Raw genomic sequence first — 20539 nt, 5'->3', positions numbered from 1 at the left:
TTTATTGGTTTTTCTCCCTGAACGTAATTTGTTTCTCAATTTTGGCTTTGGCTTCTTGGCAACGCTTGAGCCGCTGCTCTACGGTCAATAACGCTTTTTGTGCTTGCTGCTGACTAACAGCAGAATTTTGCTTGAGCCCGAGCTCTTTTTCTCTCACCATATCCATCAGCCTCCGCTCCCATTCTTGGTGCTGGGCCAGCTCTTGATATAACGCGTTGATCGGTTTGCGATAATAGCTGCGATGCTTGGGCTCACTTTTTCTGATCGATACTGTCGATATTTCGCGTTGGATTGCCGCAATTTGTGCAAGCAGTCGATCGGTTAGATATTGAGCTCGTTGACTGGTTAGCCGTTGGCTCTCTTGTTCGCGCACGATGGAATCAAAGGTCGCTTTTGCTTCCATAACACAAGGGATTAATAAGTGCGCTTTACAGTGGAACAGGCGCTCATCAAACAGAGCCTGATGGTGTTCACCACGAGTTCGGTCAACACTGGCGGCTTGTTGCTTCAACTCTTCAATTAAGGACTTCAATTGAGAAAAATGGTTCATAAGCCTGCAAACCACGCATCATAAGTCAGCTTAATTGCAAGCACACTGACCACACTCACAAACACCGGACGAATAAATTTAGCGCCGAAACGAATCGCTGAATGTGCGCCAACAAAAGCTCCAACCATCAAACAAACTCCCATAGTCAGTCCCAACACCCAGTCAATATGCCCCAAAATGGCAAAGGTAACCAATGACGTTACATTACTGGTAAAATTCATCGCTTTAGCAAGGCCAGAGGCCAATAAAATGTTGAGTCGGTATAACGCCATCGAACTGACTGTCCAAAATGCGCCAGTCCCCGGCCCTGCCAGCCCGTCATAAAATCCAAGTATCAAGCCTTGCGCATACTGCTTTTTGTGAAGTACAGGGCAGGGGGGCGGGCTGACATTCTGGTGTGCATGTGGTGTTTTATGCCATATCGTATAGATAGCGGCAGCTAGAATAATGAGCGGCAGCACTTTTTGTAGCCAATCGGTGCTGATCGCATCGACAGCAAAAGTACCTATGGTTGCGCCAATTAAGGTGGCAATGAAAGCTCTGACCCAGCAACTTGGTTGAAACAACTTCTTCTGATAGTAGGTTAATGCGGCAGTTGATGAGGCAAATGTTGCTGCCAGCTTATTCGTTCCTAGTGCGATGTGCGGCGGAAGACCGATTGATAATAACGCGGGTACAGTAAGCATGCCACCGCCGCCAGCGACGGCATCGATAAAGCCAGCAATAAAAGCAACAAGCGCCAACACAATCAAAGTGGTTGGCTCAACAAATTCCATGAATAAAATCGGTCCTGAGTAATGAGATGAAAGGGTGCAGCGTTAAGCCCCTAGCTAATATTCTATTGTTCTTTTAAATGGAGGAAGCGAGTCCAATAATGATTTTCCGTAGCGTTTTGAAACGATTCGGCGATCGAGAATCACGACTCTACCAGAATCACGCTCTTTGCGCAGCAATCTCCCGACGGCTTGGATCAGCTTTTTGCTGGCTTCAGGAACGGTTATCTGAATAAAAGAGTTTCCGCCTCGCTTCTCTATGTATTCGGCGTGAGCTTGCTCAACTGGAGAGGTTGGTACGGCAAACGGAATTTTTGTGATCACCAGATTCTCCAAAAGTTCTCCTGGTAAGTCTAGCCCTTCCGAAAAGCTACTGGTGCCAAACATCACGCTCGTTTTACCACACTGCACTAGCATTTTATGTTTATTTAGAATTTCTGTGCGTGATATTTCACCTTGGACTTGCAGCGCCCAGCCTCGTTTAACAAAATCTGTTGATATTTTTTCAGCCACTTCGCGCATTTGCCAGTAAGAAGCAAATAGCACTAAATTAGCTTTGTTTGGCTGAATAAACTCAGCGAGCCGCTCTACCAGATAATCAGTATACTCTTTCGCTTGCGGTTCAAAACGCATGGCTGGAATGAGTAACTCGGCCTGATTTTGATAATCAAACGGTGAAGCGAGTGCTAGGAAACGTGTGCCATCTTCGGCCTTTTCACTGATCCCTGCTTGCGAGCAAAAGTAGCTGAACGAGTTAAGAGCTCGCATCGTCGCAGAGACTAAGATTGCGCCGATGCAGCGGCTCCAGATCTGTTGATCAAGTTGCCAACCAATTTCTAGCGGTGAAACGTTAACAATGAAATCACCTTCACGTTCAGGGTGAATTTCAAGCCAACGTGCCAAAGGGGCTCCTTTTTCTCGCTTAGGTTCCGCCATCAGCAGCCATACTTGGGCAAGGTTCTCTAAACGTTGAATATAAAAGCCTAATTCAGCCAGTGCTGGTTCTGCCAACCGAGCGGCGAGTTCGCCTTCTTTAACTCGCTCAGCAATCAAGTCCGCAATTTTAGCGACGGATTGATTGGCTTTTTGAGAGAGCCGCTTCAGGGTTTTAGACTCTTCTTCAAGCCATTGTGGCAGTTCGCCATGCTCAAAACGGTATCGCTTTTCTTCAAATTGTTCGGGTACAAACTGCTTTGTCAGTTGGCTCAAGCTTGGGATAAGTTGTTGCAGTGTCTCTTGCAGTTCATTACGAAAACGTGCCACTCGTTTTTCTTCGGCTAAGCTTGAAAACTTGGTTACGGATTGATTGAGTTTTTCTAACCAACTTGCTGCGCCTTTCAAGCTTGCGGACGCTGAAGCGTGATCTCGTGCTACATGAGGTAAGTGGTGTGCTTCATCAAAAATGTAAATGGTGTTTTCGGGCTCAGGCAGAATGACACCACCGCCAAGGTCAGCATCCGCCATGACCAAGCTGTGGTTGGCAATAATGACATCGGCTTTATCCAGTTCTGAACGCGCCTTTTGAAAAGGACAATCTCTGTGGCCAGCAAAGCTACCATTACAACTATGCTTATCACTAACAATCAGTTGCCATAACTCATCTTTAATCGCTTTTGGCCACGAGTCGCGATCACCGTTCCATTTTCCTTGAGTCAGTTTTTCATACATGGTGGTGAATAATTCAACGTCTTTTTTTTGTGGCTTTGATTCGAACAGGGCAATTTGTGATCCATCTACTCCACACGCAGCCGCGAGTTTTTCGGTGCAACAGTATCGTTGACGTCCTTTGGCAAGGATAAAAGAGAATTGACGATCAGTGATGCGTCTAAATAAAGGCAAATCTTTGCTGATCAGCTGTTCTTGAAGTGCCACTGTGGCTGTCGAAACAACAACCTTTCTATTATTCAACACTGCAACAGGAACCGCTGCCATTAAATAGGAGAGTGATTTCCCTATTCCTGTACCCGCTTCAGCAATCAAGATTCGGTTGGACTTGTGATATGAACCACACAATGTTTTTGCAATCTCAGCAACAAGATAATTTTGTCCTCGACGAGGAATGAAGTTTTCGAGCTGAAATTGCAGGTTTTGATAACTATCCCGAATGGATTTTTGGATTTTTGTTGTAAGCATACACAGACCTAAATAGCAGAGTGCCGAGTCTAGCACAGTTCACTAAAGGATACGCAGTTCACGAAATCGTATGCTTTTAGATCAAATCTAGATCTTGTTCACAAAAAAAAACTGAACCTTCAGGAACTTATGTTTAATTCTCATTGTGGAAAATATAAAACTACCCATTCGGTTAAATGATGGCCTTAATATCTATTTAATCTTGCCAAAATGAATTTTATTGGTGTTTAATTCTGATGCTTCATGGTTGTTAGTTTTTAGATTGTGTGATGTTTTTGCTTGGAAGTCGCCCGTAATTTTATGAAAACATCATGTAACCATATGTTTTTAATTGTTTTTACCTTTATTTTTGTTTGTTTTTTAGGATATTTGACATGCAGGATAATCTTTTGCAATCTAATCCTTGAGATTTAATGGCGGCAACGAACCGAGTTTAAATTTGGAAGTTGCCAGCAAAAACAAAGGGAACCGGATAAGGAATTCCCATACATAAGAAAAGGCAGTGGATTAATTATGAAAAAGACTCTATTAGCACTAGCAGTGCTTGCGGCAGCAAGCTCAGTTAACGCAGCAGAAATTTACGCTAACGACACGACAGCCGTGAAGCTCAAAGGCGAAGTTGATGCTTATTTGGCAACAACTAAATCTACAAATACCGCTCAAGTAGAAACAAAAACCGATCCAGATGTTAATGTTTGGGGAAAAATCCAGCTTGATGCAGAAACAAAACTGACTGATACCCTGAAAGCGTTTGGTTCTTTTGAAATAGAGGCTGGTTCTGATTACGAGTCTACTGATAGCAAAGCATCATTTGACGATTTGTATGTCGGCGTTAAAACTGAGACTTGGGGTGTTGCTGTAGGTGAAGTTGGAGATCTAGCTGACTCTATGGATGCTATCCAAAAAGATGATATTACCAATGAAGGTAAATACATGGGCTCTACAGGTGGTCACCGTAGCGAGTCAACAGGTCACGGCGCTGTATTTAAAGCTAAAGTTGTAGACGGTTTAGTATTTGTAGCTGATGTCAATACAGAATCTAACGAAAATATTGACAATACCTACGGTGTATCACTTGACTACACTGTAGATATGTTTTCTATCGGTGCTTCATACCTAACAGGTGAAGCTGCAGCTGATACTGATTACTCTGTAGCAGGTATCTCGGCTTCTGTTGATGTATCTGGCTTTTTCTTCGCTGTGACTTATGGCCAATATGAAGGTAACAACAAGTATGGTTTCTTCACAGCCTCAGATTTCTATTCTGGTGATGCGATTGGTGTAGCTGCTTCTTACTCATTTAATGATGTACGCCTCTATTCAACTTATGCTGTTATGAGTATTGATGAAGTTACTAAAACCGGTGTAGATGCTAAAGGTGATACAGAAAACCTAGTTGTCGGTGTTGATTATGCTCTAGCAAGCAACATTACGGTATTTGCTGAATATCAAACTGCAGAAACATCAAATGATTTTGCTGCAGGTGGTAACCAAGAAAAAGATGTTGCTCTAATCGGTGCTTACTACACGTTCTAAAATACTTTAATTTTTAAGTATCATAAAAGCCAGTGCAGTGCATTGGCTTTTTATTTATCGGGAGATTTGATTTGTTGTTGAGAGCCTTTATTTGTATTTTAGTTTTCTTATGTAGCTCAACAGTGGCTAATGGGTATGAATTGTCTGTAGACTCTGGCATCGAGATACTTTACGTAAATGGGCAGAAGGCTGATAACTCTCTGACCTTTGACAGTGAATATTTGCAACTTGTTCTCCGGTATTCTGGACGCCTAAAAAGTGGTGGAAAAATGGAGTATTATGCTACCTACCCTTATTTGGTTACCCTGACATTCCAGGGGCAGAAAGACATAAATAGTAAAGCATTTATAAAATTGATTTCTAATCGTTATGACAAAATTAATGCTGAAAACGAACGGAAAAAACCAGTTTTTGATATTCAAACTTCTGAGGATGTGAGTGTCGAACAGAAAATTCTTCCTTCGACAGTCGAAGTATTCCCATATATGGATGTGGGATCTTTAGTTAAATCATATAACATTGACAACGCAATATTTTTTTCTGACAACCTCAAGAAAATAGATATGGTGAATAATTCTGATGCCATTAGCACAACTGAAGACTCTCTGACCCAACTTCAAATATGGTATCTAAAGTCAACAAAGGAAGAGCGCAAATCGTTTCGAAAATGGATTATCGAACAAGAGTGATCGCCATCAAATATGAAATGCCAAATTTCTCTAGTTTGGCGTTTTAATTTAAGCACAACACTTCTTAAATTTCTTGCCGCTACCGCAATGACATGGGTCATTTCGTCCTAGCTTCGTTGGTGTGTTCTCCTGTGGAAATTCACCGTCAACGTAGAACCAGATACCATTTTCTCGTATAAATCGTGAACGTTCTTGCAGACAAAATTGCTGTTGATTCTGTGTGTAATAGGCTTTGAAATGAACGAAGCCTTCATTTTCGTTGTTGCGGATACTTGCGGAGATGACGTCTAGCCCACACCATTGACTGCTGATTGATTCTTCAATCGCGTCACGTTGCTGTGGTGCATTGCAACTCGGATGATAGGTATTGATGACGAAATCAACCAAACCCAGAACATGGGCACTATAGCGGGCTCTCATCAGTTGCTCTGGATAGATGGCTAAAGCTGAATCACTGTGGATTGGTTCACAACAGTGTTGGTAATCTAAATGACTACCACAATAGCATTGGTTCATAAATCCTCTCAAATTGCCCATTCATATAAGACGGGGAAGTTTAAGGAGATCTAAACTCGATGTCTACTCAGGAGTGGACACCCAGTAAATCGGCTGTCCATTTCACAGCTTCGTTGTAACACTCTTTCACCACGGGCTCTTCGATATTTAACGCATTAGCAATTTTCTCAACCTTTTGCCAGTCAGCCTGTTCATAAGCTCGAGTTAACTCGAGTACCAGACCTAATTCTCCTTTCCCTTCTATTAATGCAAGTTTAACGTATTCGTCGATAGGCATCTCTTCCATGATACTTTCTAAAGGTTGATCAAGTAGGCTATCGAGTAGCGAAAACATTCCTGTCAGGAAGGCCGAACCGGGTTCGACGTTCATTTTTGCTTTCACACCGATCAGCTCGCAATATCTTGCCCTTTGAATGGATAAACCATACAAATAGTCCGGTTTAGATTCTTGCGTCGAAGCAATAGCAACCAAGGAGATAAACTTTCTCAATCGTTGTTCACCGAGATAAATCAGCGCTTGTTTAAATGAATGGATTTTTGAACTGACTGTTGCGGATGAGTTAACAAAGGTTAACAGTTTGTAAGATAGGGTCAGGTCGGTGGCGACAAGCTCCTCAATGGCTTTGTAATCTAGGTTAGATTTGGCTATTTCTTTGAACAGTTGCACCACAGTAAGAAATGCGGGCTCTAACGCTTTGCGCTGTAACATCTCTGGTTTGCTAAAAAAGTAGCCTTGAAAATAGGTAAAGCCCGCCTTTTTAGCTTGCTTAAACTCTTCATAAGTTTCTACTTTTTCAGCAAGGAACTCAATTTTCGTTGCGCCAAGTTTTTGAATAAAGCGAGCTGCTTTTTCAAGGGAAACAACACGGATGTCAAATTTGATAATTGACACATAGGGGAAGAAGACGAGCCAGCCTGAACTGGGTACAAAATCATCAAGCGCAATTCGGTAACCAAGCTTCGCCATCTTTTTAATTGCTTCTAATAACTCTAAAGTTGGTTTGCAATCTTCCAATACCTCAACGACCAAATTTTGCGCAGGAAAAAGCGTAGGCACGAGGTTAATCAGACTTTGATAAGGAAAATTGACAAACCCTAAATGCTTACCCAGCGTATTGTAATGAGTGGATAAAAAATGATCAGAGAGTAACCGGCTCGTTGCTAAGTCTGGGTCTATATCTGGAAAGGTGTTCTTAGGGCCGTCTCGAAATAGCAGCTCGTAGCCGATAGTTTTTCGGTCACGATCGAGTATAGGCTGTCTGGCGATATAGGAGTATTTCAAGGCAAGACTCTTATCTAATTATTGATATCATTGATATTACTTATTATAGCTTAGCTTTTGATACGAACAATTAATAGTATCAGAGTGCGACTTGGCATCAGTTTTTAGAACTAAATGGCCGAGTTTGCAGTTCGTAACCATCATTAGCATAGACTAAGACTGAGCCTTGAGTGTACCAGTCACCCAAAACAATTCGCGTTGCGGTGCCATGAAGTTGATTTCTGTGATGAATCTCTGGTCGATGAGTATGGCCATGAATCATTAAATCGACCCTATACTGGGTCAGAACTCTATCCACTTCACTTTGTGTGACATCCATAATATCCATAGATTTCATTTGTTTATCATTATGGATGCCCGACTGTACTTTACCCACAATACGAACCTTTACAAAAAATGGCAGCCGATTAAATACCCATTGTAGCCAAGGCTGGTGAACCTTCTTTCGATAGGCTTGATACTTTATATCGTCAATACAGAGTGTGTCGCCATGCAACACCACGGCTTTTTTTCCGTAAAGGTTAATTACTTGTTCTTCTTGGAGAAGGGTGATTCCGGTTTCTTTCGCAAATCGTTTGCCAAGCAAGAAGTCGCGGTTTCCTTGAGTAAAATAGCAAGCAACCCCTTTGCGAGTCAGTTGCTTAAATTCCGATTTTATTTGGTTGGCGAAAGGTGAATTATCATCGTCACCTATCCAAAATTCGAAAAGATCGCCAAGCACGTACAGTGCATCGGCATGAATGGCTTCTTCGCGCATGAAACGGATAAAACACTCAGTGATATCTGGTCGAGAAGGGCTTAGGTGTAAATCAGAAATAAATAGTGTATGCATAATAAAAATAAGGAGCGCATAGCGCTCCTTTTACCTTTACTCTTCGATGGTTGTGCCAGAAATGAACACTTCTTCTAGTGGAACATCTTGATGCATGCCCATAGAGCCTGTGCTCACTGCTTTTATTTTGTTCACAATATCCATACCTTCGATCACTTCAGCGAACACGCAGTAGCCCCAGCCATCTCGGCTTTCTGAACGAAAATCTAGGAATGTGTTGTTGTTCACGTTGATGAAAAACTGAGAACTTGCAGAGTGTGGATCCATAGTGCGCGCCATGGCAAGAGTACCGATCTTATTGCTTAGGCCATTGTTGGCTTCGTTTTTAATCGTTGCGCGAGTTGTTTTTTCTTTTAGGCCAGAGGTCATGCCGCCGCCTTGAATCATGAATCCATCGATAACGCGGTGGAACAGAGTGTTATCGTAAAAACCGTCACGGCAGTACTGTAGAAAGTTTGCGCTTGTTTCTGGTGCTTTTTCTTCATTAAGTTGAATTTTAATATCACCAAAATTCGTGTGAAGGATGATCATGATAGTTACCTTTATCTATTTTTCGTTGAGGCCCGGATTTTAACTGAACTTTGGACACATTCAAATCAACAAATGTCTTTAGGGGCCGTATTATTGCGAGAGAATAAGGATGACCAAGCTAGGCTAGAGTTGTTATACTGTGAAGCCATTTTAGTTCAAACAGTTATTAGATAGAGATCATGCTGAAAATATATAACTCAATCACTAGACAAAAAGAAGAATTCAAACCAATTCATGCCAACAAAGTGGGTATGTATGTCTGTGGAGTCACCATTTATGATCTCTGTCATATTGGCCATGGTCGCACCTTCGTTTCTTTTGATGTGATTTCTCGTTACTTGCGCTACTTAGGCTATGACCTTACATTTGTGCGTAACATCACTGATATTGATGACAAAATCATTAAACGTGCTGCCGAAAATGGTGAATCTTGCGATTCGCTAACCGAGCGCTTAATCGCAGACATGCATGCAGATTTCGATGCATTGAATATGAAACGTCCAGATGTCGAGCCTCGTGCAACCGCTTATATCCAAGAAATCATAGGCTTGGTGCAACGACTGATTGAACGCGGTTTTGCTTACGTTGCTTCTAATGGTGATGTGATGTTTGAAGTCAGCAAATTTGACGAATACGGCAAGTTATCCAAACAAGATCTCGATCAGCTTCAAGCGGGCGCTCGTGTTGATGTTGATCTTGCTAAGCGTAGCCCACTTGATTTTGTGTTGTGGAAAATGTCGAAGCCGGGCGAGCCCACTTGGGAATCCCCATGGGGAGAAGGACGCCCGGGTTGGCACATCGAATGTTCGGCGATGAATTCAGCGATTTTGGGTAATCACTTTGATATTCATGGTGGAGGCTCTGATTTGCAATTTCCTCATCATGAAAATGAAATTGCTCAATCATGCTGCGCACATGACACTTCCTATGTGAACACATGGATGCACAGTGGCATGGTGATGGTGGATAGAGAAAAAATGTCTAAATCATTAGGGAATTTTTTCACAATCCGCGATGTACTTGCTCACTATGATGCGGAAACGGTGCGCTATTTCTTGATGTCGGGCCATTATCGCAGCCAATTAAATTACAGCGAAGATAACCTAAAACAAGCGCGAGCCTCGCTAGAGCGTCTATACACAGCGTTGAGAGGGTTGGATTTAACCGTAGCAGTTGCGGGCGGTGAAGAGTATGTCAGTCGCTTTACGATAGCGATGAATGATGACTTTAATACGCCAGAGGCTTATTCCGTCTTGTTTGATATGGCACGTGATATCAACAAGCTGAAGACAGAAAATCTCCAACAAGCCAGCGCTCTTGGCGCACTTATGCGTGAGCTTGCCGATGTGATTGGCATTTTGCATCAAGATCCAGAAGCGTTTCTTAAAGGGGATGCTAATGGCGACGAACAAGTGGCTGAAATTGAAGCTTTGATCAAACTGCGTAATGACTCACGTGCAGCAAAAGATTGGGCTAATGCTGACGTGGCACGCGATAAGTTGAACGAACTCGGCATCATTTTAGAAGATGGCCCAAGTGGGACTACTTGGCGTCGTAAATAATCAGGCAGTTAACTTGTCGATGATGGGCTTGAACTTTATTGGTTAAGCCCATTTTGTTTTTCGTCCACGATTAAGGTTTTCATGTCAATTATTTTAGGTATAGATCCCGGCTCGCGAATCACAGGTTATGGTGTGATCAGGCAGCATGGACGATATTTGTACTATCTTGGTAGTGGATGTATTCGTACCTCCGAAAAAGAGTTACCTGGGCGGCTCAAGCAAATTTACGCTGGTGTGACGGAAATCATCACACAGTTTCAGCCTGATGTTTTTGCCATCGAGCAAGTATTTATGGCAAAGAATGCGGACTCAGCACTCAAACTCGGGCAAGCAAGGGGCAGTGCTATTGTGGCGGCGGTGAATGCGGATCTTCCAGTCTATGAATATGCCGCTCGATTGGTTAAACAATCTGTAGTTGGTACGGGTAGTGCTGATAAAGCACAGGTGCAACATATGGTCCAGCAAATGCTCAAATTATCGGCTAAGCCACAAGCGGATGCCGCCGATGCTCTGGGTGTGGCAATTTGTCATGCGAATACCAATAAAACCTTGATCGCGTTAGCTGGGCGGGCAAGCAGTGCTAAAAAAGGTCGATATCGCTGAAAAACCGATCTCGAGCGAGGTGGTATTTTTCTACTGGCTATACATCCAGTTATTTATTATCATCCGAGTCAAATAACCTCATTTCTCTAAGGAATTTCCTGTGATTGGACGTCTTCGCGGCATTCTGATTGAAAAGCAACCTCCAGAGCTATTGATTGAAGTCGCTGGCATTGGTTATGAAGTCCAAATGCCAATGAGTTGCTTCTATGAACTCCCTAAATTGGGCGAAGAAGCGGTCATTTATACCCATTTTGTGGTCCGAGAAGATGCGCAGCTTTTATATGGTTTCAACACGGTAAAAGAGCGAGCTTTATTTCGTGAAGTGATTAAAGCGAATGGCGTCGGGCCAAAATTAGGCTTGGGTATTTTGTCCGGAATGACGGCCGGTCAATTTGTTTCATGCGTTGAGCGTGAAGATATCTCCACATTAGTTAAGCTTCCTGGCGTGGGTAAAAAAACCGCTGAACGTTTGGTTGTTGAGATGAAAGATAGGCTGAAAGGTTGGGGAGCCGGTGACCTCTTCACTCCCGCTACTGACGCTGCGCCAGTCGATAACAATTCCTTGGAAGCGCTCACGAGCAATGCGGAAGAAGAAGCGATCAGTGCGTTACTTTCTTTGGGTTATAAGCCTCAACAAGCTTCTAAAGTAGTGGCACAAGTAATGAAAGCTGACATGACCAGTGAAGCGCTGATTAAAGAAGCCTTGAGAGCAATGGTATGATTGAAGCTGATCGCTTAATTGCCCCTGATAGCCCTATTTTTAAAGATGAAGATATTATTGATCGCGCGATTCGTCCCAAAAAATTAGCGGATTATCGTGGCCAAGATCATGTACGTAATCAAATGGAAATCTTCATTAAAGCGGCACAAATGCGCAGCGAACCACTCGACCATCTCCTGATTTTTGGCCCTCCAGGGCTTGGAAAAACAACATTAGCCAATATCGTTGCCAATGAGATGGAAGTGAATATCCGCACAACTTCTGGTCCGGTATTGGAAAAAGCAGGTGATTTGGCGGCATTACTGACTAACCTTGAAGAGAACGACGTTCTTTTTATTGATGAAATTCATCGATTAAGTCCAGTGGTTGAAGAAATTCTTTATCCCGCAATGGAAGATTACCAGCTCGATATAATGATTGGCGAAGGTCCAGCCGCTCGGTCCATTAAAATCGATTTACCCCCTTTTACGCTGATTGGGGCAACAACTCGCGCTGGCTCGTTAACCTCACCCTTGCGTGATCGCTTTGGTATTGTACAGCGCCTTGAGTATTACAAAATTGATGATCTACAGTACATAGTGCAAAGAAGCGCGGACTGTTTAGGATTGTCGATGGAAGCGGATGGTGCACTTGAAGTGGCTAGGAGAGCAAGGGGAACGCCTCGGATTGCCAACCGTTTATTGCGCCGAGTTCGAGATTACGCTGAAGTGAAAGGCAACGGGCACATATGTATAGAGACTGCAGATAAAGCGCTAAACATGTTGGATGTTGATAGCCAAGGTTTCGACTATATGGATAGAAAGCTATTACTAGCAATTATGGACAAATTTGGCGGTGGACCTGTTGGTCTCGATAACCTAGCCGCTGCAATCGGCGAAGAAAAAGATACCATTGAAGATGTGTTAGAACCCTTTCTTATCCAACAAGGTTATTTACAACGGACACCAAGAGGACGAATGGCGACCGATCGCGCCTATCTTCACTTCGGAATTGAAAAATAAGTTTACACCTCATCATCATTTTTAGGTGGTAAGCACAAAGTGTGAACTACATCTTATTTATGATAATTTCCTTATCACTAAAGAGTTAATGATGTGAAGTGTATTGTTAACTCTCTGTGTGATTCGTTGTATTAATTTCTATTCCTTTCACTAAATACTCACAACAATTTCATTCTTCCTTTGATGTGGATCATTTTGTTCTTTTTTTGTTCAGATTTGCCGCGTGAAAATTGATGTAAATCAAGGCGTTTTTCTCCCATAAATCTTTTGAAACAACCTGCATTTAGAAGTAGTATTAGTCCCAGCTATATTAGCTGATGCTTAACAATTAACTAACCATAACGGTACATGCTTGCAACAAAATTCTGATATTTTTCAACATTTGATAAGGTTATATCACTGATGGATTTTGAGGAATTTTAACCCGCTTAGCATGTCAAAAGTGTCATTCAGCCGGCACAAAGGAGTTACCATGATTGACGTCGTTGATCTATCGCGGTTGCAGTTTGCACTGACAGCGATGTATCACTTCCTGTTCGTTCCATTGACTCTAGGTATGGCTTTTCTTTTAGCCATCATGGAATCTTTGTATGTAATGACTGATAAGCAAATCTATAAGGACATGACAAAGTTCTGGGGTAAGCTTTTTGGTATTAACTTTGCCCTTGGGGTGGCCACTGGCCTCACTATGGAGTTCCAGTTCGGTACAAACTGGTCATACTATTCCCACTATGTAGGTGACATTTTTGGCGCCCCTCTTGCGATTGAAGCACTTGTAGCCTTCTTTTTAGAATCAACCTTTGTCGGTTTGTTCTTCTTTGGTTGGGATAGACTATCAAAACGCCAGCACTTGGGCGTGACTTGGTTGGTTGCGCTGGGGTCCAATTTCTCGGCACTTTGGATCTTGATTGCGAATGGTTGGATGCAAAACCCAGTCGGCGCAGAATTCAATTTTGAAACTATGCGTATGGAAATGGTCAGCTTTGCTGAAGTCGTTTTCAACCCAGTTGCTCAAGTGAAATTTGTGCATACCGTCGCTTCTGGTTACACCACTGGCGCGATGTTCATTCTTGGTATTAGCTCATATTACTTGCTGAAAGGTCGAGACGTTGCGTTTGCACGCCGCTCATTTGCTATCGCTGCATCATTCGGCATGGCCGCTATTTTGTCCGTGATTGTGCTTGGTGATGAATCAGGATATGAAGTGGGTGAAGTTCAAAAGGTGAAGCTGGCTGCGATTGAAGCTGAGTGGCACACGGAACCTGCGCCAGCTGCATTTACACTGTTTGGTTTGCCTAACCAAGACGCCATGCACACCGATTATGCAGTAAAAATTCCATACGTGATGGGTATTATCGCTACACGTTCTCTCGATACTGAAGTCACAGGGTTGCGTGATTTACGTGATGATCACGTCGATCGCATCCGTAACGGTATGTATGCCTATGGTTTACTAGAAAAACTTCGTGCGGGTGAAAAATCTCAAGCGAATATGGATGCATTTGACGAAGTGAAAGGTGACTTAGGTTATGGTTTACTTCTTAAGCGCTATACCGACAAAGTGACGGACGCAACGGAAGAGCAAATTCAAGCCGCCGCCGATGATTCAATTCCAACCGTATGGCCACTATTTTGGTCATTCCGCCTGATGGTTGGTGTCGGTTTTGTGATGCTATTTGTCTTTGGTGCAGCATTTATTCAAACTTGCCGTCAGAAAATTGAGCAAAAACAATGGGTACTTAAAGCCGCCTTGTTCAGTATTCCTCTACCGTGGATTGCAATTGAAGCAGGTTGGTTTGTTGCTGAATATGGCCGTCAACCATGGGCTGTTGGTGAAATATTGCCGACCAATGTTGCCGCTTCTGCCCTAACTCTGGGCGAATTATGGACCTCATTGTTTGCGATTCTTGCACTGTACACAGTGTTCTTGATTGCTGAAGTTTACCTGATGGTTAAATTTGCTCGTAAAGGGCCTAGCAGCCTGAAAACTGGTCGTTATCACTTTGAGCAAAACGCAAACTCTGTTGAAGACAAAGTTAGCCGTCAAGTCGAAGCATAAGGCAGGGAGATAGAATAATGTTTGATTACGAAATCTTGCGACTAATTTGGTGGGTGCTGATCGGCGTACTGCTGGTTGGTTTTGCAATCACGGATGGTTTTGACATGGGCGTTGGTGCTCTTGTTCCAGTCATTGGTAAGAATGACAGTGAACGGCGTGTCATGATCAACTCTATTGCCCCACACTGGGATGGTAACCAAGTTTGGCTTATCACGGCAGGTGGTGCACTGTTTGCGGCTTGGCCGTTAGTCTATGCGACATCATTTTCCGGATTTTATTTGGCTATGATTGTTACATTGGCTGCATTATGGCTTCGTCCGATTGGTTTGGATTACCGTTCAAAAATTGAAGATCCAAAGTGGCGTAATACTTGGGATATCTGTATTTCAATTAGTGGCTTTGTACCACCAGTCATCTTTGGTGTTGCCTTTGGCAACTTACTACAAGGCGTGCCATTCCAACTCAGTGATTTCATGATGCCAACGTATCACGGTTCATTTTTTGGTCTGTTGAACCCATTTGCTCTGCTTTGTGGCTTAGTCAGCTTGTTTATGATTATTTTACAAGGTGCCGCTTGGCTACAGATGAAAACCACCGATGAGCTGCATGCACGCGCTCGTGGCGTCGCTCAACTAATGGGCTTGTTGGTTGCTGTTACTTTCGTCGCTGCAGGGTTTTGGATCCAAAACATCGATGGTTACGTGATTACCAGCGTCATTGATACACATGCTGCATCAAACCCACTCAATAAAGAAGTGATACGTGAGGCGGGGGCGTGGATGGTTAATTTCAACGCTTACCCATTGCTATGGATAGCGCCAGCTTTGGGTGTTGCCATGCCACTACTTGCTGTGTTGGCGTCGCGTTTTGAAAAAGGTGGTCTCGCATTCTTGGCTTCTAGCTTAGCTAATGCGGGTGTGATTTTCACCGCTGGTTTTGCGATGTTCCCATTTATCATGCCTTCAAGCTTAGTACCAAGTAACAGCTTGACCATGTGGGACTCAACATCGAGTGAATTGACGTTGAACTTAATGACAGTGGTCGCTTTTGTAATGGTACCTATCATTCTTGGTTACACCACTTGGACTTACTACAAGATGTTTGGTCGTCTTGATAGCAAGTTTATTGAAGAAAACAAAAACTCACTTTACTAAGGAGCATAGATATGTGGTATTTCGCATGGATTCTAGGCGTGCTTTTAGCTTGTGCATTTGGCATCATCAACGCTCTTTGGTTAGAGCATTCTGAAATGATGGACAAAGACAGTGAGTAAACTTGCAATGCAAGTCACTGAGTACCATAAACTGGTTGATAAGACTCTGCTCAGAGTCTTATCGCTCTTGCTTGGTTTTTATCATATCGCCATGATTATGTGGGATCCCGAGCTGTATTCACAGAGCATTGGTGGTTTCAACGCGGTTATTTCACCACTCATGATATGGGCGCTGTGTGCAAGTATGGTTTTTGGTGTTGGCTTTAGACCACGCAAATGGTTTTGGCAATTATTGTTTAGCCCCTACATTTCATTATCGATCTTAATTTACCTAACGATTATTCGACTAGTTTGATATTTACTGTGTATGAATAACCTGTCGAAGGTTGATTAACGACGCACATTAGTGCTGCCTCTTTGAGACAGCACTAATTTTTTGTTTCAAGTTTTGTAAAAGTCCACTCAATGCTTGTACTAACGTCAATGAGTTGCGTTATAGTATCCGCCTAAATCTGTATATGTGTTGGAACCTTTGTGCAAAATACAGCCTCAGCCTTTCATTGGCCTGTAACGATTTACTATGAAGATACGGATGCTGGTGGTGTCGTCTATCACTCAAACTATCTTAAATTCTTTGAACGAGCCCGAACTGAAATGTTACGCGCAGTTGGAGTGTCTCAGCAGACGCTTTTGCAGCAGAACATTGGTTTTGTGGTCAGGCACGTTGACATCGATTTTCTACAAGCTGCACGTTTAGACGATATGCTGACGATAAATACTGTGATTTCGGCGTTGAAAAAAGCCTCATTGATCTTCTGTCAAGAGCTCGTCAATCCTGAAGGTAAAGTATTGTGTAAAGCAATAGTTAAGGTAGCATGCATCGACAATCAGAACATGAGGCCAAAAGCGATGCCTCAATCAATAATTTTGGAGTTAACCCATAGTGACTGCTGATATCTCAATTCTCGATCTGTTTTTGCAAGCCAGCTTATTGGTCAAGATGGTGATGCTAATCCTTTTGGGGATGTCTATCGTTTCGTGGGCGATGATCATCAAACGTAGTAAAGTCCTTTCCCAAGCAGAAAAGAACGCTGATGCTTTCGAAGACAAATTTTGGTCTGGTACTGACTTATCCGTTATTTATCAAGATGTCAAAAAGCGTAAAGATGAACTTTTGGGTACAGAAGAGATTTTTTATTCTGGCTTTACCGAATTTGCACGTTTACGCAAGACTAACGCCACTTCACCCGATTTCATTATGGAAGGGACGGGACGTGCGATGCGAGTTGCTGTCGCAAGGGAAGTGGACGAGTTAGAGACCAGTCTGCCATTTCTAGCGACCGTGGGTTCTATCAGCCCATACATTGGATTATTTGGTACGGTATGGGGAATCATGCACTCATTTATTGCGTTAGGTGCGGTGAAGCAAGCGACGTTAGCAATGGTGGCTCCTGGTATTGCAGAGGCGCTGATTGCGACCGCTATGGGTTTATTTGCGGCTATTCCTGCGGTGATGGCTTACAACAGGTTGAGCAATAAAGTCAGCAAATTAGAGCATAATTACGCCACCTTTTCTGAAGAATTTCATAGCATTCTTCACCGCCAAGCGATGGCTGGTAGGGAATAGACGATGGTGGGTTACCAGCGTAAAAAGCGCAAGTTGACAGCTGAGATTAACGTTGTCCCTTATATCGACGTTATGCTCGTGTTGCTGATTATTTTTATGGTGACATCGCCGTTTGTCACTCAAGGCGTTGATGTCGAGCTTCCTAAAACCACCACTTCAAAGTCAGCGGCTGAGCTGAAAGGTGATAGTGATAGTAGTTTTATCATCGTGGAAATAGATAAAGAAGGTCGTCTCGGGTTGAGCGTAAATAATGAAGAAGTCGAGCGGGGTCTTTCGCTGCAAGATGTGATCATTAGAATCAAAGCTGAATTGTCGTTGAAACCGGATTCACCGGTTGCGGTTGGCGGTGATGCTGCAACGCCTTATGCAGAAGTGATACTGGTTCTGGATGAATTGAATCGTGCGGGCATTTCAAAAGTAGGTCTGCTAACCGAAATTAAAGGATAGTTTGTACTGTTCATGAAAGATCATAAATCCAAAAAAAGCGATTACAAAAAGCCCATCATTATCTCGGCTGCTTTGCATACAGTGTTGATCACTGCTTTGTTATGGGGATCGGATTTTAACCTCACTAAGCCCGAGCCTGTAGGGCCGATGGTTCAAGCCGTGGTGATTGACCCACAATTGGTACAAAAACAGGCACAGCAAATTCGTAATCAGCGTGAGGCCGTCGCCAAAAAAGAGCAGGATCGGCTGGATAAGTTACGCCGCGAAAGTGAGCAGTTGGAAAAAAGCCGCAAAGCGGAAGAAGAGAATATTCGCCAATTAAAAGAGCAACAAGCTCAGGAAGCCAAAGCGGCCAGAGAAGCTGAAAAGCAACGTGCCGCAAAAGAACAAGAGCGTAAAGTAGCAGAAGAGCGAGCCCGTAAAGAAAAAGATCGAGCATTAAAAGCAGAAACGGAACGCAAGATAAAAGAAGAAGCAGTTAAAAAAGCGGAACAGGAGCGCATTGTTAAAGAGGCTGAAATTGCGAAAGCGGAAAAAGAACGCATTGCCCGCGAGAAAGAAGCTGAGCAGGCCAAAGAGAAAGCTCGTAAAGAGCGTGAAGCCGCAGAGCGAGCCGAGAAAGAGCGAATAGCCAAAGAACAAGAAGCGAAAAAAGCGGCCGAGAATGCAAAAAAAGAGAAAGCACGCTTGGAGAGATTGGAACGCGAACGCAAAGAACAAGAAGCGGCACTGAACAACATTTTTTCCGGGTTAGAATCAGAAGCCGAGCAAAATAGCTCAGCTCGTTCCCAATTTGTAATGAGTGAAGCTCAGCGATATGGAGCAATTTATGTGCAGCTCATTCAACAAAATTTGCTGCTTGAAGACAGTTTTAAAAGCAAACAGTGCAAAGTGAACCTACGGCTTATTCCTACGGGAACGGGAGCGGTACTCGGGAATCTAAGCATTATTGAGGGAGACTCTAGGCTATGCGCGGCGACAAAACGTGCTGTTGCGCAGGTGGGCACATTTCCACTTCCTAAAGATGATCTTGATGTAGTCAATAAATTGAAAAACATTAATTTAACTGTAGACCCAAATTAAAAGGAAAAGCTTGTGTTAAAGCGATTGATGTTAGGATGCTTACTTGTCATCGCAAGTAGTGCACAGCTCGCCAACGCCGCATTGGAGCTTGTGATCACCGACGGCATTAATTCAGCAAGGCCGATTGCTATCGTACCGTTTAAGTGGGAAGGCAAAACAAAATTACAGCAGGATGTCTCTGCGGTGATCGCGTCAGATTTGCAACGTAGTGGTAAATTTAGCCCGATTGCGACCAGCAAAATGCCACAAACGCCTTACAATGAAACCGATGTGAAGTTTGATGCTTGGACCAGCATCGGCGTTGATGCTTTGCTCACAGGTAGCATTACGCAAAATGCAGAAGGTAATTATGTCATCAACTACCAATTGGTAGATGTAGTGCGTGGTCAACTGACACAAGGCCAAAGCAAAGCATTAAGTAACGATGGACAGTTGGTGCTTTCTAAAGATCATGTTTTATTCAATAAAGTTGCCACCGTACCAGCAAACCGAATGCGTGAGTATGCGCATCGAATTTCAGATTTGGTCTATCAAGAACTCACGGGTGATAAGGGTGCGTTTCTCACTCGTATTGCCTACGTGGTGGTCAACGACGATGAACAATATCCTTACCAGCTAAGGGTTGCTGACTATGACGGTTACAATGAACGTTTAGTACTTCGTTCAAAACAGCCTTTGATGTCACCGACTTGGTCACCTGATGGTAAGCAACTGGCGTATGTGAGCTTCCAAAACGGCCAAGCGGAAATATTCATCATGAATATTTATACTGGCGAAAGAGAGAAAGTGACCTCGTACCCACGCCATAATGGGGCACCGAGGTTCTCGCCAGATGGGAAAACCCTCGCTTTGGTGTTGTCTAAAACGGGCAGCTTACAGGTTTATACTCTGGACTTGACAACCAAGAAGCTGAAACAAATAACGAGTGGCAGATCAAATAATACAGAACCGTTCTGGCATCCTGATGGTAAATCGCTAATATTTACTTCGGATCGGGGTGGTAAACCACAGATATATCAAGTAAATTTATCAGACGGTTCTACCAATCGTCTGACATGGCAAGGCAGCCAGAATTTAGGTGGACAAATAACGCCTGATGGTCGATTCCTTGTCATGGTAAACCGAAGTAATTCGGGTTTTAATCTGGCGAAACAAGATTTGGAAACTGGTTCAGTGCAAATTCTAACAAAGACTTTGCTCGATGAGTCTCCAAGTATTGCACCCAATGGTGGTATGGTCATATACAGTTCTATTTATAACAAAGCGAATGTACTTTCGATGGTGTCTATAGATGGGCGTTTCAAAGCTAGATTACCGGCAACAAATGGTCGCGTTAGGGCTCCTGCGTGGTCTCCGTTTTTATAGCAAGTAAGTATCAAAA

The 20539-nt window shown here is 43.2% G+C and carries 22 protein-coding genes; 15 read left to right on the top strand and 7 right to left on the bottom strand.

The features are described 5' to 3' along the window. Position 1: 1 nt before the first annotated feature. Genes EXZ60_RS03875 through dinG form a run of 3 tightly spaced genes read right to left on the bottom strand, consistent with a single transcriptional unit; the run spans position 2 to position 3456 of the window. Complete coding sequence (locus EXZ60_RS03875) at positions 2-550, bottom strand: primosomal replication protein (RefSeq protein ID WP_026027178.1); 549 nt, start codon at positions 548-550, stop codon at positions 2-4. Continuing rightward, positions 547-1326 (bottom strand): TSUP family transporter, encoded by a 780-nt coding sequence (locus tag EXZ60_RS03870; protein WP_017042283.1) that lies wholly within the window; start codon positions 1324-1326, stop codon positions 547-549. The genes EXZ60_RS03875 and EXZ60_RS03870 overlap by 4 nt, the downstream gene beginning before the upstream one ends. 54 nt (positions 1327-1380) lie before the next feature. Next, positions 1381-3456 carry an ATP-dependent DNA helicase DinG gene (gene dinG / locus EXZ60_RS03865; RefSeq protein ID WP_038198259.1) on the bottom strand — a complete coding sequence of 692 codons (2076 nt, stop codon included), beginning with the start codon at positions 3454-3456 and terminating at the stop codon, positions 1381-1383. A gap of 513 nt (positions 3457-3969) precedes the next feature. Here dinG and EXZ60_RS03860 point away from each other — a divergent pair. Beyond that, complete coding sequence (locus EXZ60_RS03860; RefSeq protein ID WP_088728948.1) at positions 3970-4992, top strand: porin; 1023 nt, start codon at positions 3970-3972, stop codon at positions 4990-4992. Positions 4993-5132: 140 nt separating this feature from the next. Then, complete coding sequence (locus EXZ60_RS03855; protein ID WP_157724195.1) at positions 5133-5681, top strand: DUF2057 family protein; 549 nt, start codon at positions 5133-5135, stop codon at positions 5679-5681. A 48-nt stretch (positions 5682-5729) separates the two neighbouring features. Here EXZ60_RS03855 and EXZ60_RS03850 read toward each other — a convergent pair whose 3' ends face one another. The 4 genes from EXZ60_RS03850 to EXZ60_RS03835 form a co-directional block, all read right to left on the bottom strand. After that, a complete protein-coding gene (locus EXZ60_RS03850) occupies positions 5730-6197 on the bottom strand; it encodes a YchJ family metal-binding protein (RefSeq protein ID WP_115339105.1) in 468 nt (155 codons plus the stop codon). Positions 6198-6264: 67 nt separating this feature from the next. Beyond that, complete coding sequence (locus EXZ60_RS03845; RefSeq protein ID WP_277435306.1) at positions 6265-7479, bottom strand: EAL and HDOD domain-containing protein; 1215 nt, start codon at positions 7477-7479, stop codon at positions 6265-6267. 97 nt (positions 7480-7576) lie between these two features. After that, entirely contained in the window at positions 7577-8311 is a 735-nt protein-coding gene (gene lpxH, locus EXZ60_RS03840) for a UDP-2,3-diacylglucosamine diphosphatase (RefSeq protein WP_277435305.1), read from the bottom strand. Positions 8312-8347: 36 nt separating this feature from the next. Further along, positions 8348-8842, bottom strand: coding sequence for a peptidylprolyl isomerase (locus tag EXZ60_RS03835; RefSeq protein WP_010319203.1), 495 nt, complete (start codon positions 8840-8842; stop codon positions 8348-8350). A gap of 179 nt (positions 8843-9021) precedes the next feature. Between EXZ60_RS03835 and cysS the strand changes: the two genes are divergently transcribed. From cysS to tolB, 13 genes are all read left to right on the top strand, one after another. Beyond that, a complete protein-coding gene (gene cysS / locus EXZ60_RS03830; protein WP_277435304.1) occupies positions 9022-10404 on the top strand; it encodes a cysteine--tRNA ligase in 1383 nt (460 codons plus the stop codon). Positions 10405-10485: 81 nt separating this feature from the next. Continuing rightward, a complete protein-coding gene (gene ruvC / locus EXZ60_RS03825; RefSeq protein ID WP_013856565.1) occupies positions 10486-11007 on the top strand; it encodes a crossover junction endodeoxyribonuclease RuvC in 522 nt (173 codons plus the stop codon). Between the two features lie 100 nt (positions 11008-11107). Continuing rightward, positions 11108-11728 carry a Holliday junction branch migration protein RuvA gene (ruvA, locus tag EXZ60_RS03820; protein ID WP_013856566.1) on the top strand — a complete coding sequence of 207 codons (621 nt, stop codon included), beginning with the start codon at positions 11108-11110 and terminating at the stop codon, positions 11726-11728. Continuing rightward, positions 11725-12729 (top strand): Holliday junction branch migration DNA helicase RuvB, encoded by a 1005-nt coding sequence (ruvB, locus tag EXZ60_RS03815; RefSeq protein WP_017042275.1) that lies wholly within the window; start codon positions 11725-11727, stop codon positions 12727-12729. The genes ruvA and ruvB overlap by 4 nt, the downstream gene beginning before the upstream one ends. A 472-nt stretch (positions 12730-13201) precedes the next feature. Next, positions 13202-14788 carry a cytochrome ubiquinol oxidase subunit I gene (gene cydA, locus EXZ60_RS03810; protein ID WP_026028788.1) on the top strand — a complete coding sequence of 529 codons (1587 nt, stop codon included), beginning with the start codon at positions 13202-13204 and terminating at the stop codon, positions 14786-14788. A 17-nt stretch (positions 14789-14805) separates the two neighbouring features. Continuing rightward, positions 14806-15942, top strand: coding sequence for a cytochrome d ubiquinol oxidase subunit II (gene cydB, locus EXZ60_RS03805; RefSeq protein ID WP_277435303.1), 1137 nt, complete (start codon positions 14806-14808; stop codon positions 15940-15942). An 11-nt stretch (positions 15943-15953) separates the two neighbouring features. Then, complete coding sequence (cydX, locus tag EXZ60_RS03800; protein WP_000270284.1) at positions 15954-16061, top strand: cytochrome bd-I oxidase subunit CydX; 108 nt, start codon at positions 15954-15956, stop codon at positions 16059-16061. Further along, positions 16054-16356 carry a cyd operon protein YbgE gene (gene ybgE, locus EXZ60_RS03795; protein WP_013856571.1) on the top strand — a complete coding sequence of 101 codons (303 nt, stop codon included), beginning with the start codon at positions 16054-16056 and terminating at the stop codon, positions 16354-16356. The genes cydX and ybgE overlap by 8 nt, the downstream gene beginning before the upstream one ends. Before the next feature lie 179 nt (positions 16357-16535). Beyond that, positions 16536-16955 (top strand): tol-pal system-associated acyl-CoA thioesterase, encoded by a 420-nt coding sequence (gene ybgC, locus EXZ60_RS03790; RefSeq protein WP_017042272.1) that lies wholly within the window; start codon positions 16536-16538, stop codon positions 16953-16955. Further along, the gene (tolQ, locus tag EXZ60_RS03785; RefSeq protein WP_013856573.1) at positions 16945-17628 is read left to right on the top strand and encodes a protein TolQ; all 684 of its coding nucleotides are present in this window, start codon (positions 16945-16947) and stop codon (positions 17626-17628) included. The genes ybgC and tolQ overlap by 11 nt, the downstream gene beginning before the upstream one ends. A gap of 3 nt (positions 17629-17631) precedes the next feature. Further along, a complete protein-coding gene (tolR, locus tag EXZ60_RS03780) occupies positions 17632-18075 on the top strand; it encodes a protein TolR (RefSeq protein ID WP_277435302.1) in 444 nt (147 codons plus the stop codon). A gap of 12 nt (positions 18076-18087) precedes the next feature. Beyond that, positions 18088-19158 carry a cell envelope integrity protein TolA gene (tolA, locus tag EXZ60_RS03775; protein WP_277435301.1) on the top strand — a complete coding sequence of 357 codons (1071 nt, stop codon included), beginning with the start codon at positions 18088-18090 and terminating at the stop codon, positions 19156-19158. A 12-nt stretch (positions 19159-19170) separates the two neighbouring features. Beyond that, positions 19171-20523 carry a Tol-Pal system beta propeller repeat protein TolB gene (gene tolB / locus EXZ60_RS03770; protein WP_277435300.1) on the top strand — a complete coding sequence of 451 codons (1353 nt, stop codon included), beginning with the start codon at positions 19171-19173 and terminating at the stop codon, positions 20521-20523. Positions 20524-20539 lie beyond the last annotated feature (16 nt).

This window comes from Vibrio sp. 1151_11, assembly GCF_029478525.1.
GTDB lineage: Bacteria > Pseudomonadota > Gammaproteobacteria > Enterobacterales > Vibrionaceae > Vibrio > Vibrio anguillarum.
Note: the sequence above shows the minus strand (reverse complement) of the source record. Positions and strands in the feature narration are given on the sequence as shown.